The sequence below is a fragment of the Baaleninema simplex PCC 7105 genome (assembly GCF_000332355.1).
GTDB classification, from domain to species: Bacteria; Cyanobacteriota; Cyanobacteriia; order Cyanobacteriales; family Geitlerinemataceae; genus Baaleninema; species Baaleninema simplex.
Window position 1 is genome coordinate 3,703,947 of record NZ_KB235958.1, and the last position, 14,770, is coordinate 3,718,716.

General features: G+C 50.8%; 15 protein-coding genes. 8 read left to right on the plus strand and 7 right to left on the minus strand.

Annotated elements, in window-relative coordinates; translation table 11 throughout:
* Window positions 1-65 precede the first annotated feature (65 nt).
* Window positions 66-233, minus strand: a complete 168-nt coding sequence (locus GEI7105_RS38630; protein WP_017661993.1) for a hypothetical protein — start codon at window positions 231-233, stop codon at window positions 66-68.
* Window positions 234-480: 247 nt separating this feature from the next.
* On the minus strand, window positions 481-834 hold the full coding sequence (locus GEI7105_RS31285; RefSeq protein WP_017661994.1) for a recombinase family protein: 354 nt from the start codon (window positions 832-834) through the stop codon (window positions 481-483).
* Between the two features lie 33 nt (window positions 835-867).
* Between GEI7105_RS31285 and GEI7105_RS31290 the strand changes: the two genes are divergently transcribed.
* Window positions 868-1,269 carry a thioredoxin family protein gene (locus GEI7105_RS31290; protein WP_017661995.1) on the plus strand — a complete coding sequence of 134 codons (402 nt, stop codon included), beginning with the start codon at window positions 868-870 and terminating at the stop codon, window positions 1,267-1,269.
* A gap of 416 nt (window positions 1,270-1,685) precedes the next feature.
* Here GEI7105_RS31290 and GEI7105_RS0118900 read toward each other — a convergent pair whose 3' ends face one another.
* Window positions 1,686-2,537 (minus strand): metallophosphoesterase, encoded by an 852-nt coding sequence (locus tag GEI7105_RS0118900; RefSeq protein ID WP_245555432.1) that lies wholly within the window; start codon window positions 2,535-2,537, stop codon window positions 1,686-1,688.
* Between the two features lie 288 nt (window positions 2,538-2,825).
* Here GEI7105_RS0118900 and GEI7105_RS37590 point away from each other — a divergent pair, with 288 nt between their 5' ends.
* A complete protein-coding gene (locus tag GEI7105_RS37590) occupies window positions 2,826-3,020 on the plus strand; it encodes a hypothetical protein (protein WP_144053870.1) in 195 nt (64 codons plus the stop codon).
* Window positions 3,021-3,353: 333 nt separating this feature from the next.
* On the opposite strand, the gene GEI7105_RS0118910 is transcribed toward GEI7105_RS37590, so the two are convergent.
* Together GEI7105_RS0118910 and GEI7105_RS0118915 are read right to left on the minus strand one after the other, a co-directional pair.
* Entirely contained in the window at window positions 3,354-4,208 is an 855-nt protein-coding gene (locus GEI7105_RS0118910; protein ID WP_017661998.1) for a metal ABC transporter permease, read from the minus strand.
* 373 nt (window positions 4,209-4,581) lie between these two features.
* Window positions 4,582-5,382 carry a metal ABC transporter ATP-binding protein gene (locus GEI7105_RS0118915; RefSeq protein ID WP_017661999.1) on the minus strand — a complete coding sequence of 267 codons (801 nt, stop codon included), beginning with the start codon at window positions 5,380-5,382 and terminating at the stop codon, window positions 4,582-4,584.
* Window positions 5,383-5,480: 98 nt separating this feature from the next.
* On the opposite strand from GEI7105_RS0118915, the gene GEI7105_RS0118920 reads away from it, so the two are divergent.
* Window positions 5,481-6,434 (plus strand): metal ABC transporter solute-binding protein, Zn/Mn family, encoded by a 954-nt coding sequence (locus GEI7105_RS0118920; RefSeq protein ID WP_026097781.1) that lies wholly within the window; start codon window positions 5,481-5,483, stop codon window positions 6,432-6,434.
* 15 nt (window positions 6,435-6,449) lie between these two features.
* Here GEI7105_RS0118920 and GEI7105_RS0118925 read toward each other — a convergent pair whose 3' ends face one another.
* A complete protein-coding gene (locus tag GEI7105_RS0118925; RefSeq protein WP_017662001.1) occupies window positions 6,450-6,839 on the minus strand; it encodes a RidA family protein in 390 nt (129 codons plus the stop codon).
* Window positions 6,840-6,962: 123 nt separating this feature from the next.
* Here GEI7105_RS0118925 and GEI7105_RS31295 point away from each other — a divergent pair, with 123 nt between their 5' ends.
* A complete protein-coding gene (locus GEI7105_RS31295; protein ID WP_071592037.1) occupies window positions 6,963-7,613 on the plus strand; it encodes a potassium channel family protein in 651 nt (216 codons plus the stop codon).
* A gap of 871 nt (window positions 7,614-8,484) precedes the next feature.
* Window positions 8,485-9,921, plus strand: a complete 1,437-nt coding sequence (locus GEI7105_RS0118935) for an efflux RND transporter periplasmic adaptor subunit (protein ID WP_017662003.1) — start codon at window positions 8,485-8,487, stop codon at window positions 9,919-9,921.
* 62 nt (window positions 9,922-9,983) lie between these two features.
* Here the strand turns inward: GEI7105_RS0118935 and GEI7105_RS39515 are convergent, their stop codons facing one another.
* Window positions 9,984-10,184, minus strand: coding sequence for a hypothetical protein (locus tag GEI7105_RS39515; RefSeq protein WP_218959077.1), 201 nt, complete (start codon window positions 10,182-10,184; stop codon window positions 9,984-9,986).
* Between GEI7105_RS39515 and GEI7105_RS31300 the strand changes: the two genes are divergently transcribed.
* Genes GEI7105_RS31300 through GEI7105_RS0118950 form a run of 3 tightly spaced genes read left to right on the plus strand, consistent with a single transcriptional unit; the run spans window position 10,171 to window position 14,591 of the window.
* On the plus strand, window positions 10,171-13,614 hold the full coding sequence (locus GEI7105_RS31300) for an efflux RND transporter permease subunit (RefSeq protein WP_017662005.1): 3,444 nt from the start codon (window positions 10,171-10,173) through the stop codon (window positions 13,612-13,614). The two genes, GEI7105_RS39515 and GEI7105_RS31300, sit on opposite strands and share 14 nt — an antisense overlap.
* 30 nt (window positions 13,615-13,644) lie before the next feature.
* Window positions 13,645-13,911 (plus strand): hypothetical protein, encoded by a 267-nt coding sequence (locus GEI7105_RS31305; RefSeq protein WP_071592038.1) that lies wholly within the window; start codon window positions 13,645-13,647, stop codon window positions 13,909-13,911.
* A 41-nt stretch (window positions 13,912-13,952) separates the two neighbouring features.
* The gene (locus GEI7105_RS0118950; RefSeq protein WP_017662008.1) at window positions 13,953-14,591 is read left to right on the plus strand and encodes a hypothetical protein; all 639 of its coding nucleotides are present in this window, start codon (window positions 13,953-13,955) and stop codon (window positions 14,589-14,591) included.
* Window positions 14,592-14,770: the final 179 nt, after the last annotated feature.

Genomic DNA, 14,770 nt, shown 5'->3' on the forward strand with positions numbered 1-14,770 from the left:
CGCCTTGAGTTCGCTCGGGTTTCTACCGCTTGATTTTCTCTTCTCTCCAGAACGGCTGCTTTTTGTCAATCCCTATGACCCTTCTGAGTTTTCTGCACCACTAAGCTAATACAGCTCATCGACGCAATGACATCGAGAACGGTGGCGTTTGGCGGTACGACGAGAGGGAAGCGATCGATAGCCTCTTCCAAGGTGGGGATGCTAGTAGACGTAGACGGGTCTTCAAACGGCATTGTCCGGCAGAGGCAACTTGGCGTTCACAACGGGATCTCGATGCAATTGTATCGATTCCGAGGGATGTTACACCAAAACCGTAGAAAACCTTAATACTCTTTACTTTTGCAACTTTTTGGTGTAAAATCAAGAGATGTCAAAGGCAACAAAATTTTAATTCAAGTCGTATCGGGGTTGTATTATCCTAGGGAGCGCTCGTTTCGAGGACGTTCTTTAGGAAACCGATCGCCGTTCGAGACACAGCAATCAAGTCAAAGACTGGGGCGGACGAACCCGAAAGTCGCTCGACAGTCTCGGCATACGACCGTAAAGGCGATCGAGAACGCGCTTGACAGAAATACGCCGCCACTGCTGGCCGCGTTTCGTTTGATAGCCGTTTTCATTGAGCCAACCGGCGATTTGCTGAAGTGACTTTCCCGATTTATGGTGGCGTCGGATAGCATCGATCGTTTCCTGTTCGATGGGGTCTGCGACGAGTTCGCCGTTTTCAGTTTTCTGTCCGAAAGGCGGCGAGCCGTACCCAGCGTATCCGCCCCGTGCAGCTTTGGCTCGACGACTGCGTTCTAATCGTTGCCAAATTTCGCCTTTATCAACTGTCATAGTTCTCGTCAATCGAACGACTTTAGTAAACGTATGTTAGCGCAAACTCTTTCTACGACTCCTTCGCTGTCTGTGGTTCCGACGAACGTGCCGTATCTCGAGGAGGGCGATCTCGACTGTCTTTTAAGCAGCGATCGCCCGCTTTTAGTTTACTGCACGGCGCAGTGGTGCGGTCCCTGTCTGGCGTTCGAGCCGTATATCGATCGATTGGCCCGGGACTACTCAGGACGAGTGCGTGTCGTCAAACTCGACACTGACGATCGCCCCGAGATCGTCTCGCAATTACAGGTTCGGAGCATTCCCTCTCTGATGGTCTTTTATAATGGCGAACTCGTTGAAAATTTGGTGGGACTCGCACCGTATCCAAAACTACGCAACCTCGCGGATGAAGTTTTATCGATGGCGTCTCGCATCTCAGCCCCGAACTCTCTATAAAACTCCGAAATATAACTGGATTTTTTCAAGTTAAAAGCTTCTGCAATATCTCGTAGGAACGGTAAAACAAATGAACCTACGAGATATATTTTTTGGATTTACCAACTTATAAAAAACAAACCCTTCGATCGTTATTTTGGATTCAATAACAAAAAAATAAATAATCAAAACTCATCTATTTTTCCTTCCTGTCAGGAGTTATGTATCTAACCATTGGTAGGGTGGGCAATGCCCACCGACCTTTCCATTTAGTGCCAAGTAGTCCCAAATGAGTCGCCAAAAATTAAAACATCAGAAAAAATCTGATTCCCCGTTCCCTATTCCCGATTCCCTGTTTGTTCCAATTTTTTACATAACTGATTTAGGGTTGCTATAGTTTCGGCTGAACTGCGTCAGTCCTACATTAAATAGAAAATCTAAGACTTTTTAAGAGTAAATAAGGTTAATTTTGGCGGACAAAATAAGCGTATTGGCACAATACTCATACCAATGCCAGAGTTAACATAAAGATGATTTCCGGATCGACCGTAATTCTTTGCCCAACCATCTGCATGAACTTTATCTTGTCGCGCCAATTTCAACCAAGATAAATGCGGCGTTCCGGGGACTCTCACCTGTCCTCCATGAGTGTGTCCGGCGACAGCAAATGGAGCTGACTCTGCCGGGAACTTCTCGAACGAATCTGGATTGTGCATCATTACAATTCTGGGTTCGCTCGTTGGTAAATTCCTTAAAGCTTGCCGAACTCGATCTCGATTTGCCCATAACGATCCTATTCCAACTAAATTTAAATACTCTGATTTTAACGAGTCATTGCGATCGTGAAGTTTCAGGCGAACCACTTCGTTTTCTAACACTTCAACTCCTATAGAATTGAGTGCAGTTTTTAAACGATCGGCACTTTCAACGTCGGGAGAAGCAGACTGACTTTTCATCCGATAGTCGTGATTTCCCAATACAGCATAAGTGGGAATTTCCGCTTCGACTAAGGGACGAACGATCGCGACAGCCGTTTCAATGTCTTCCTGAAGATTAGAACCGGGATGGTAAATAAAATCGCCCGTAATTAAGACGACAGCAGGTCGAGCTTCCACTAAGCGAGCGACACTGCGACGAGCCGTACCGCGATTATCTCCCCACAGTCCAATTTGAAAGTCCGAAATCTGGCCGACTTGCTGGTTTTGCCAAGCAGTCGGAAGATTGGGGATTTTAGCAATTTCGGTATCTGTAACGAGGATGCGAGGCTCTATAAAACTCCAAACTATCAATAAAGTCGCTATTGTTACGACCCACGAGATAGCAGTTTTTAGTTTTTGAAAGAGATGGTTCACGATATTAATAATAAATGTAAATTTCGTTCTACAGCCAAAAAAGTTTTTGCTCGAAAAACGACGAAATTCAATTTGTTAAAATCAGGATACATCTCAATGGATGTAAAAATATGAGTTTGAGGCAGGTTGGACTTCGGCAACGCTGCCGTCTATGGGTGGAGCGATCGCGAAACCCAACAACAGCTCAATTCAGTGCAGAGACTCCGATCTGATAAATTTACATTTTTGAGATGCACCCTAACATCGAGCGTGGTGGCACTATCCGATCGCTCTGCCGAACACAACAAAGATAGTCTGAAATCTCGAAATCACGATCGCTCGGCGCGAGAGAGCATTCTACAACTTTCGAGCCTTTACAATATCGATCGCCAACTCAGCCTACAACAGCGAGACTTCTTCAATATAGCCGAAAAGCCATAGTTCGCACATCAAATCTCGACCTCCAGCCGTCGAGAACGCGGAGATCGACGATTCCGTACCCGTTCGCTGTCGATCGAAGCGGATCGACTCAGGTTGGAACAGTTGGAGAGAAGCCCTAACTTCTCTTCTTTTACCCCCAATTTTGATGCTGTTACGGGATACCTCGGGCTACGCTGGCATGGAAGCGCACTTAAGGGATTGGCTGTCGTGCCTTTTTCGATAAAGCGGCAGATGCCTATCGGTATCAAGATATCGATCTCGCCCGTCTTCGCAGTCGGCGCGATCGAGCGAGCGATCGTTAAAATACACCCTGGCTTTAGGTTGCGATGCACTCTACTGGATTTCTGGTTTTTTTCGCCGACGGTGGGTTAACACCCCTTGCGAGGGACTTAACAATATTGCCAAGGCAAACAAACCCGATACCACTAACACGATGGCAGGACCAGAAGGCAAGTTATAGTAATAACTTAAGTACATCCCGCTGATGCTGGAAAAGATACTAATTCCCGCCCCTAACATCATCACTTGATGCAGTCTCGGAACCAGTAAATACGCTGTCGCTCCCGGTGTAATCAGCAACGACAACACCAAAATTACGCCGACGGCTTTTAAACTCGCGACCACGGTTAAGGCGATAAGTACCATCAAGCCGAAATTGAGAAAATCGACGGGTAATCCGGCGGCTCTCGCACCGGAGGGATCGAAACTGTAAAACAGCAGTTCTTTATACAACAAAATCACACTGAGAACCACGACGATCGCGATAATTGCAGTATCTCTCACGTCGGAAGCCGTGACGCCTAAAATATTGCCGAACAAAAAGTGATTGAGATCGATTTTATTGTCTTTTTGAATGACAGTAATTAAGGTGATTCCGAGAGCAAAAAAGGCTGAAAAGACAATTCCCATTGCGGCATCTTCTTTAATGGGCGATCGCGTGCGTATCCAGGTGATAATAACGGTACTTAAAATTCCGGCGATAAATGCACCGACAAAAATGTTAAATCCGAGTAAAAATGCGATCGCCAATCCCGGTAATACCGAATGACTGATGGCGTCGCCCAACAATGCGAGGCGCTGTACCATGAGATAGCTTCCCACTAGCGCACAGACTAAACCGACTAAAATGGCAATGACGAGGGAGCGTTGCATAAAAGCGTATTGCAACGGTTCGATTAAGACATCCATGAAGTGAACAAAGATAGATGTTTCGATTTTATAAAATTACAAACAACACGAGCTTGTTGATTTTTTAGTAAGAATTTAATCTTATTAAAAAATCTAGATTTTTTGGGTGCATTTCAAAAATGTAACTTTATTAGATGCAAGCTTGAGTCCTCGATTTAGCTACTGTTGGGTTTCGGCTTTGCTCAATCCATGGGCTGAGCGAAGTCGAAGTCTAACCTACGCCAGACTCATATTTTTACAAAAGTGAGATGAACCCAATTTTTTCAATTTTTTAGCATCTTCATGCCGAAAAATTAGATCGACGATCGCTCTATTTCTTCGATCGTTGTTTCTCCTCGGCTTACCATTACTGCATTCGTGTGATTGTAATTTCTCAAGCGGCTTCTGAAAAGAACTGCACTTGTCCGCCATAGGCACGATACATATTTTTGGGAGTCATGACAGAGGTGCGATCGCCTACAGCAATTAAGTCGCGATTGAGAAGAATTAATTCATCGAAATGGGTAATGGATTCTCCGAGATCGTGGTTGACGACTAACACGATATTTCCGGCGTCGGCCAGTTCGCGAAAAATTTGAAAGAGAATCGTTTCCGTTTTGCGATCGACCCCAGTAAAGGGTTCGTCAAAACAAAACACACTCGCTTCTTGCGCCAGCGATCGCGCTAAAAAGACCCGTTGCTGCTGTCCTCCAGACAAATCGCCGATGCGTCGTTTCGCAAACGCCGACATCCCCACCCGTTCCAACGCATCCGAGGCGATGCGGCGACTGACGGCGGAGTACCGACGAAACCACCCCGTTTTCCGAATGCGTCCCATCATCACCACATCCCAGACGGTGGCGGGAAACGTCCAATCGATCGTCGATCGCTGCGGAACGTAAGCCACTCGTTCTAAATGCTCTGTCAGGGGTTGGTTTCCGTGACGTACCGTCCCCATTGCAGAGGGAATCAAACCCAACATGGCTTTCATAAAGGTGCTTTTTCCCGCACCGTTGGGACCGATGACGCCGATGAGTTTTCCCGGTTGTAGCTTCAAGCTGACGTTTCGCAATGCTTCGACATCTCGGTACGACACGCTCAAGCGATCGACGTTGATGGGGGCGAGGTCTGTCGTGACGGCGGTTTCGAGACGATCGCTCCAACCGCTGCTGGGATAGAGATGTACGTGTTGCATGGTTCCAGTTTCAAACGGTGCTGTTGCCAGTTTACCGCAAAAATGAAACAAATATGAGATATTTATGAAAGAAAAATGATAAAAACTGTGACAGCAACATGAGAATGTCCCTCAATGTTTCCCAAAAGCTCGGTGTGGCGGTACTGGCGACTCTGTCAGTGTTGACCGGATGCGGCGATCGCTCCGTTTCTCCCACAGATGGCGATCGCCTCGATGTGGTCTCCACCAGTACGATTATTACCGACTGGGTCGATCGCGTCGGTGGCGAGGCGATCGAGCATCAGGGAATTCTCGATCCCGGAGCCGATCCCCACGTGTACGAACCCGTCCCCCAAGACAGCATCGCCCTCGAAAACGCCGATGTCATTTTTTATAACGGCTACAATCTCGAACCCGGCTTAATCAAACTCATCGAAGGCGTGGGAACGGGCGCCGAAAAAGTCCCCGTCGGAGAAGTGGTGAAACCGCTCGATTTCGAGTATCGGGGACAAACCGAACCCGATCCCCACGTTTGGGGGGATGTAGAGAACGTCGTGGTGATGGTGGAGGAAATTCGAGCGGTTCTGGTCGAACGAGATCCCGACAACGCCGACACCTACACGGAAAACGCCACCGCGCTCGCCGAAGAACTGCAACGACTCGATCTTTGGATCGAACGTCAAATCGCTACGATTCCCGAAAACCAACGCAAGCTGATTACCACGCACGATGCGTTCCAGTATTACGCCAGTGCTTACGGCTTAGACGTTGTGGGAACCCTCATCGGAATCAGTACGGAGGAACAGCCCAGCGCCCAAACGGTGCAGCAATTGGTAGAAAACGTGAAAGAAACGGGAGTTCCCGCCATTTTTGCCGAAACCACCATTAACCCCCAGTTGATTTCGACAGTAGCGGAAGAAGCAGGTGTCGCCCTCGCCGAACCAGAACTTTACTCAGATTCCATCGGTGCAGTCGGAAGCGAAGGCGACTCGTACATCAAGATGATGGTGTCGAATACCTGTTCGATCGCCAATGCGTTGGGGGGCGAGTGTACGCCGTTCGAGACGGAATAGCGATCGAACTCGATATCAAGTCGAGACCATCGCGATACATTCGATTTCCACCAGAACATCTTTGGGAAGTCGCGACACTTCCACCGCCGCCCTCGCCGGAGCGTTGGTTTCGTCGAAATATTTGGCGTAAACGGCGTTCATGGCGGCGAAGTCGTTCATGTCGTCGAGAAATACAGTAGTTTTGACGACATCGGAAAAACTCGCCCCCGCTGCTTTGAGGATGGCGTCGAGGTTGGCGAACACCTGTTCGGTTTGTCCGGCGATGTCCCCGGAGGCGACGAGTTCGCCGTCGGGGGTCAGGGGAATTTGTCCGGCGACGAACAGCATTTGTCCCGTGGCGAGGACGGCTTGGTTGTAAGGTCCGACGGGAGCGGGGGCGTTTTCGGTACGAACGATTTGACGCATAGGATTTGTCTGTTTGCAGTGATGTTTCAGTTGCAGTCGTGCCAAAAGGCGATCGCTGCGACATTGTAGTATCGATCGGGTGGCGATCTAACATTCTTTTCTCCATCGATCGCCCGCTGCGCTATGCCAAACCACGCTTGGACTAAGCTCCATCACCGCCACTATACAAATCTCTTTGCAGCGGTGGTTATCTTGTTTTCGCTCTCGCCGTTTCTTTCAGATTGGTTCTTCGGTCAAATCGTGAGATCGGCACTTTTTTTTATCGCTCTGGCGGCGGGTATTCGTCCGTTCTGTCACCAACGACGCTTTTTCCGGTTGATGGTTCTGCTCTCAACGGGGTTTTCGTTGGAACTTTTGACACTCTTGCCGTTTTTGAGCGATCGCGCCTCAGCTCTCTCCCTCGGTAGCGTTGGGGTGTTCGCCGCGTTCACCCTATTGGCGATCGGCTTGATTTCCAACCAACTGTTTACCGATCGCGAAGTCACGAAGGATACGATTATGGGGGGAATTTGCGTGTACTTCCTGCTCGGGCTGTTGTGGGGCTTGCTCTATATCATCGCCAAGCATTTCGACCCGCAGGCGTTTAACCAGCCCGATCCCGATCTGATTTACTTTAGTTTTACCACCCTCACTACCCTCGGGTACGGCGATATTTCACCCACGAGCGATCTCACACAGGTTTTGAGCAATCTCGAAGCGATCGTCGGACAAATGTACCCAGCCGTCTACCTGGCGCGGTTAGTGAGTCTGTACGTCTCGCCAGAGAAACTGTAGCGATCGCCACCCCTGGCTGCATCGAGACCGATCGAAAATTGGTTTGTTGAGTTCGTTGTCAGTATTTAAAAATACATTTTTTTGAAATATAAGTTACTTTTTAAGCTAAAAAAATAGAATTTTTGGAATTTGAGGTTATAAATGTATCACGTGTATGACATACTACAAAAAACCGGGAGTTAGAGAGTCAAAACGGGTGCATCTCACTTTTGCAAAAACATCAGTTTTGGGTGGCAAAATTCCCGATTAGCACTTCCGGTATAAGATCCCCGGCATCTTGGAGATGCCGGGGATCTGGAAATTGAGTGCGCCCAATTCGATGAATTTACATTTTTGAGATGCACCCGTCAAAACCTTTGAAACCTCGTGAAGTGAGTTTTTCTGTCACCCTAAACTCCGAAGAACCAAAAAATATTACTTTTAAATGTAGCAACCCTAAGTCAGTTGTTTGACAAAATTGGGATAAAAAGGGAACGGGGAACGGGGAATCGGAACAAAAAGGGAACGGGGAATGGGGAATCGGATTTTTTCTGGTGTTTTAATTTTTGACGGCTTATTTGGGCCTGATATATATCATATTGATATATTCTAATGCAAAAAACTGCGACAAAATTAGGAGTTGATGAGAGAAAAGCTGAAACACTGAGAATCTTAAAATATATTGATGAAATCGGACTCAGAGATGCTTAAAAAAAAGCAACGTTAATCCGAGGTTTCCTCAGAAATTCCTATGCTATATTCATCGTGACACTTAGCTGTTTGCTGCGATCGCGCAATCACGTTTTTGTCATCGCGTGTGGCGTATACCTCGCCCGAACCTGTGTCTACTGCATCCAGCATTACAAAACCAATAAAAAATATTTAAATAACGATGAAACGAACGACAGTCTGTCGATCGCTTTCTCTGTCCGTCGCCGCACTGGTTTTAAGTGCGTGCAGTCGTCAACCCCAAGCGATCGCACCTCCCGCCGTCCCCGTCGCGATCGAAACCCTGTCTTCCACCGCCGTTCGGGACGCCTCAGAGTTCACCGCTCGTATCCAAGCCCAACAAGTAGCGCAAATTCGCCCGCAAATTAACGGCGAAGTACGAGTCGTCTACGTCGAACTCGGCGACTTCGTAAACCAAGGCGATCCCCTCTTTGAGATCGACGGTTCCCAACAACAAGCCGTCGTAGAAGCCCGTTCGGCCGAAGTCCGGGCGGCAGAGTCTAACCTCACCAACGCCCAAGCCGGACTGCAAGCCCAACGCGCCGAACGCAACCGAATCGCTGCCGAATTCGACCTCAACTCCGAAGAAGCGCGACTGGCCACCGCCCAAGCCCAATTCCAAGCGGCGATCGAAGAACGCAACCGACTCGTCGCCCGCCTCGAATTCGCCAAAAAAGAAGAAGAGCGTTGGTATGGCTTGTGGCAGCAAGGCGTCGTCTCCGAACAGCGACACGATCTCGCCCTGCGATCGCGCGAAGAAGCCGAAGCCCAACTGGCCGCCCAAGACGAAATCATCGTCTCCCAAGATGCTGCTGTCGAAAGCGCCCGTCGGGACTTAGAACGCAAACGAGCGACCATCGAAGCCCAACTGGTCGCCCAAGACGAAGTCATCGCCTCTCAAGCCGCCAACATCGACAGCGCCCAGCGTCAAATGGAAGTCGCCCAAGCTAACGAACGGGCGGCCGCCGTGCAATTGGGCTATTACCAAGTTCTCGCCCCGTTTTCCGGCAGTGTCGGCGAAGTTCTCGTCAAAACGGGTGACTTCGTCTCACCCCAGGTACAACTGACGACCCTCAACGAAACCCGTCCCCTCGAAATTCTCATCGACGTTCCCATCAACCGCGCCTCTCAAATCCGCCAAGGAACCCTCGTCGAACTGCTCGATCGCGACGGCGAAGTCATCGGCAACAGTCAAGTATCCTTCGTCTCGCCCCAAGCCGATTCCAACACCCAAACCGTTCTCGTCAAAGCCCTCTACGGCAATGCTCGAGGCGACTTTCGGGGCGACGAACGAATACGAGTGCGCCTCGTGTGGGAAGAACAACCGGGTATTACCGTTCCGTTTTCCGCCGTCACCCGCCTCGGCGGACAGCCGTTTGTCTTCGTCGTGAGCGAAAATCCCGACGCACCGCCGGGTGAAGCCAACCTCGTGGCGTTACAGAAACCCGTCGAACTCGGCAGCTTGCAAGGGGGAAGTTACGAAGTCCTCTCCGGCTTAGAAGCCAGCGATCGCATCGTCACCTCCGGCGTCCAAAAACTGCGCGACGGAACCCCCATCGTTCCCTCAGCCGACGCCAACGTCTCGCAAAGCGATCCTTAAATACAGTCACCAGTCACCAGTCACCAGTCACCAGTCACCAGTCACCAGTCACCAGTCACCAGTCACCAGTCACCAGTGGAGACAGTTGACAGCTTCTCCCCCTCTTCCCCTCTCCCCCTCTTCCCCTCTCCCCCTCTTCCCCTCTCCCCCTCTTCCCCTCTCCCCCCTCTTCCCCTCTCCCCCTCTTCCCCTCTCCCCCTCTTCTCCTCTCCCCCTCTCCCCACCCGTCCTTTCACCCCGAACGCGATCGTGATTCTCAGCATTGCCGATAACTTCATTAAGCGTCCGGTGCTAACCACCGTTTGCACCCTGATGATTTTGCTGGTGGGGGGGATTGCGATTCCGCTGCTACCCATCGAACAACTGCCCGAACTGGCACCAACTCGCATTAACGTCAACTCCAACTACACCGGAGCCGATGCAGCCACCGTTGAAAACACCGTTACGACCATTCTCGAACGGGAAATCAACGGAGTTGAAGGGATGGACTACATCACGTCCAACAGCAGCAACGACGGGAGCAGTTCCATCAGCGTCGTGTTCCAACCCGGACAGGATAAAGACATCGCTCAAGTTAACGTTCAAAACAACGTCTCCGTCGCCGAACCGCAACTTCCCGATGCTGTCAAACAAACGGGAGTGCGCGTCAAAGCCGCTTCGAGCAGTACTCTTCTCGTCTATAGCTTTTTCTCTGAAAACGACGAATACGACGAACTCTTCCTGACCAACTACGTCGATTTGTTTATTCTCGACGAAATCAAGCGAATTACGGGAGTGGGCGACGTTACCCTGTACGGAGCGGGAAAATACGCCATGCGCCTGTGGCTCGATCCCAGCGCTCTAGCCAGTCGAGGGTTGACTGCGGTTGACGTAACGGGTGCCATTCGCGAACAAAATATTCAAGTAGCAGCCGGTGGTGTCGGACAGCAACCGGCCCCGGCAGACCAAGCCTATGAGTTTACAGTGCGGGTTCCGGGGCGTTTGCAAAGTGCCGAAGAGTTTGAAAACCTCGTTTTAAAGGTAGACGACGACGGGACGCTGGTACGGCTCAAGGATGTGGGACGGGCCGAACTCGGACAAGAAACCTATGCAGCCTCGGTGAGTACGTTCGGTAAAGCGGGGGTGGGAATTGGAGTCAACCAACTTCCCGGTAGTAACGCTATGGACGTAGCGACGGCAATTAAGGCGCGTATGGCGGAGTTGGAAGGTAATTTTCCGCCGGGACTGACAGCCGAACTGATTTTCGACACCACCGATTTCGTGAAAGCCTCGCTGAAAGAGGTGTTGGTGACGCTGGTGCAAGCGATTTCGTTGGTAATCGCGATTTTGTTCGTATTTTTGCAAGACTGGCGCACGACGATTATTCCCGCCGTGGCGATTCCCGTAGCGTTAATCGGGGCGATGGCGTTTTTGCTGATGTTCGGATTTTCCATCAACACCTTAACGCTGTTCGGCTGTATTCTGGCCAGCGGTCTGGTGGTGGACGATGCGATCGTGGTCGTCGAAGCGGTCTCGGCGAAAATCGACGCGGGGATGCGGCCGAAAGCGGCGGCGATCGCCTGTATGCAAGAACTCTCTGGGGCAGTGGTTTCGACGTCTCTGGTATTGATGGCGGTCTTTATTCCCGTGGCGTTCTTCCCCGGAACCACTGGAAAAATTTACCAACAGTTCGCCTTGACGATCGCATTTACGGTGTTGTGTTCGACCTTCAACGCTTTGAGTTTCTCCCCCAGTATGTCGGCGTTACTGCTGCGTCCGCGACAGGAAACTCGCGGTTGGTTGGGCAAAGTTTTTAACGGGTTTAACGTTGGATTGCACTGGACGACGGAGAAATATCGCGATGCGGTCAACGGCTTGGTGCGAGTTCGCGTCTTCGTCATGGGGCTGTTCGTGGCCGCTCTCGTTGCCACGGTTTGGATGTACCAAGTCGTGCCGACAGGGTTCGTACCGGAGGAAGATCAAGGCTACTTCCTCGGTATCGTACAAGCCCCCGACGGCGTGTCTCTCAACTATACGAAGGAGGTTCTCGAAAAAGTTGAGAACGTTCTCCTCGAGACGCCGGAAATTCGAGGAACCTTTATGGTCAGCGGCGTAGGTTTCGACGGACGCGGATCGAACCAGGGTCTGTTTTTTGGATCGTTTAAAGACTGGAGCGAACGGACGGGGAAAGGTCAAGCCGCAGACGAACTCATCGCCAAGCTGAACGGTCAGTTCGCGCAAATTCAAGAAGCAGTCGTCCGGGCGTTTAACGCACCGCCAGTTCAGGGATTGAGTACCTTCGGCGGGTTCGAGTTTCAGCTTCAAGACCGCAGCGGCGGACAGTTAACTTACGAGGATTTACTCAGCAACACCTACGACGTGATTGGGGCGGCGAACGAAAAACCTGAAATTGGCGGAAGTGCGTTTACTCAGGCAACGGCGAACACGCCCCAAGTACAGTTGACCGTCGATCGCGATCGCCTCAAAGCCGCCAACGTCAGTTTTAGCGATGCCATGACCACGTTAGGCATTTACTTGGGGTCGCAGTACGTCAACGACTTTACCCTGGGACAGCGCAGCTATCGGGTGTACGCCCAAGCCGAAGGCCAGTTTCGATCGCGCACTGAAAACATCGATGAAATTTACGTGCGATCGCGAGACGGAAATATGGTTCCCCTCGGCGAACTCGTCAAATCCGAACCGATTACCGGGCCGCAGATTATCAGCCACTTCAACCTGTTCCGCGCCATTAAAATTCAGGGAGCCAACGCACCGGGTTACAGTTCCGGGCAAGCCCTGCAAGCGATGGAAGCCGCCTATAAAGAAGCCGCACTACCCAGTACGGGGCGCGAGTGGATGGGAACGGCTCGAGAAGAACTCACCGCAGGCGGTCAAGCCGTGATTATTTTCGGGTTAGGTATCGTCATCGTCTTTCTCGTGTTGTCGGCGCAGTACGAAAGCTATATCGACCCGATTATCATTTTGCTCACCGTTCCCCTGGCGATGCTCGGGGCGTTGGTGTTCCTGTTCGCGCGGGGTTTGAACTTGGACGTTTACGCTCAGGTGGGGTTGGTGATGCTCATCGGCTTAGCCAGTAAAAACGCCATTCTCATCGTCGAGTTCGCCAACCAATCTCGCGCTGAAGGGATGAGTATCGCAAAAGCAGCCGTCAACGCCGCCGAACAGCGATTTCGACCGATTTTGATGACGGCAATTTCGAGTTTGGTGGGATTTTTCCCTCTCGTCATCGCTTCGGGTGCGGGTTCTGCGAGTCGGTGGTCCTTGGGAACGGCGGTGTTCGGTGGGTTGCTGGTGGCGACGTTCCTCAGCTTTCTGGTGGTGCCGATTCTCTATATTGTCGTGAAGAGTTTCGAGGCGCGGTTCCTGTTGGCTGATGGGGAAACGCCAACACCTCCGCCCCCTCCGACGCCTCCGACGCCGATGCAAACGGTTCCGCCAATGCCAGACGGCGAGTCCCCCGTACCGAGTCCCTCGATCGATACTGAAATCGAGCCTAAAATGGAGACAGAACGGGAGACTGAAGCAGAACCGCGATCGCCCCAAGTCCAATCTCCACCGCCACGACGGGGAAACGGTAACGGAAAACATTCGGTCGGCGATGGCGACGGGGACGCGGTGGAGTCTTCACCTCCTTCGAGCGAGGCGAGTGGTGAAGTTGAAGGGGAAGCCGAAACACCCCCGTCTAAAACCTAACGTCGCGTTTGGAAATTGGGAGAAGCTGCCATGAACCAACGATCGATCGCCTTTTCTGCTGTCGTTACGTCAGCGATCGGAGCCATGCTGGGAATCGCGATCGCTGAAATGGCTAATCCTCCCTACGAAAGCGATATTTACCAACACGCTCACCGGAAATATGCGATCGTTGGGGCGGTTTTAGGTGCGGCTGTCGGTTCGGCTCAAGAAACGGTTCGCCAGCTTAAAGCCGAAGCCGAACGGCGGGAACGGGATCGGATGCGGCGTTATGCCGATCGCAACCGTCACCCCCTGTAGGATTTGAAAATGCTCTCAAATTTTTAGGGACTCAACGAACCATGAAGACGACCCATGTTAGCGTTTTTGCCCTTCTCACCACGCTCGGCTTAACAACTCCTACGTTGGCTCAACTCAACCGTCCCAACTTCTTCGAGCGAGGTTACGACCAATTTGAAGAAGAAATTCGACAAATGGATCGGCAACAGTCGAATCCTTCTCCGCCTCCGCTGACAGTTTCGGGGGAAAATTTGAGTTGGCAGCGCGTAGTGTTGCGAGAGGGGGGTTTTTCGATTTGGCTACCGCAAGGAACGGTAGTTCAGGAAACCGAAACGGTGGAAACGTCAGCCGGAACGGTCGAGTTTGAAATTCTGGCGACGCAACTGGAGTTTTCGCGTTATGTGGCGGCGTATTCGGAACTGTTCGAGTTCAGTCAGTTGGGAAGCGAGGCGGAGGTTTTGGAGAAGGTGCGCGATCGCCTGGTGGAGCGAGAAAGTAATTTTGAAATGACGAGCGATCGCAATACGTCTGTAGGTGGTTTTGCAGTCAAAGATTTGAGGTTTGAAAACGAGGAAGAAACGATTTCGTTTCGATTGATTCTCGATGGCGATCGCTTATATCTCCTCGCGGTCAGTCAGTTAAATGACGTGGCGTCGATGGAGGCGATCGCAGCTTTCTTTCAGTCGTTCCAAAAAATTTAGCTAGAATCGTTGGCGATTGTTGGTGAATTGGATCGATCGATAATCGATCGATTTCGTCTGCACTCAGCTTTCTACATTAGGACTAATACCATTTTTCAAAAATCGTGCTATACATGAGCCTTCAAGAGTCCTTGTATGACTGGGATTGCCCATCAGCAACAATTTCAAAGTTTTCGGAA

Bases quoted from the DNA above. Each gene is read 5' to 3' on its own strand.
- GEI7105_RS0118925 (WP_017662001.1), bottom strand. From the start codon at position 6,839: ATGCGTCAAATCGTTCGTACCGAAAACGCCCCCGCTCCCGTCGGACCT.
- GEI7105_RS0118910 (WP_017661998.1), bottom strand. From the start codon at position 4,208: ATGGATGTCTTAATCGAACCGTTGCAATACGCTTTTATGCAACGCTCC.
- GEI7105_RS0118950 (WP_017662008.1), top strand. From the start codon at position 13,953: ATGAAGACGACCCATGTTAGCGTTTTTGCCCTTCTCACCACGCTCGGC.
- GEI7105_RS0118920 (WP_026097781.1), top strand. From the start codon at position 5,481: ATGAGAATGTCCCTCAATGTTTCCCAAAAGCTCGGTGTGGCGGTACTG.
- GEI7105_RS0118935 (WP_017662003.1), top strand. From the start codon at position 8,485: ATGAAACGAACGACAGTCTGTCGATCGCTTTCTCTGTCCGTCGCCGCA.
- GEI7105_RS31305 (WP_071592038.1), top strand. From the start codon at position 13,645: ATGAACCAACGATCGATCGCCTTTTCTGCTGTCGTTACGTCAGCGATC.
- GEI7105_RS0118915 (WP_017661999.1), bottom strand. From the start codon at position 5,382: ATGCAACACGTACATCTCTATCCCAGCAGCGGTTGGAGCGATCGTCTC.
- GEI7105_RS38630 (WP_017661993.1), bottom strand. From the start codon at position 233: ATGCCGTTTGAAGACCCGTCTACGTCTACTAGCATCCCCACCTTGGAA.
- GEI7105_RS31290 (WP_017661995.1), top strand. From the start codon at position 868: ATGTTAGCGCAAACTCTTTCTACGACTCCTTCGCTGTCTGTGGTTCCG.
- GEI7105_RS31285 (WP_017661994.1), bottom strand. From the start codon at position 834: ATGACAGTTGATAAAGGCGAAATTTGGCAACGATTAGAACGCAGTCGT.
- GEI7105_RS39515 (WP_218959077.1), bottom strand. From the start codon at position 10,184: ATGCTGAGAATCACGATCGCGTTCGGGGTGAAAGGACGGGTGGGGAGA.
- GEI7105_RS31295 (WP_071592037.1), top strand. From the start codon at position 6,963: ATGCCAAACCACGCTTGGACTAAGCTCCATCACCGCCACTATACAAAT.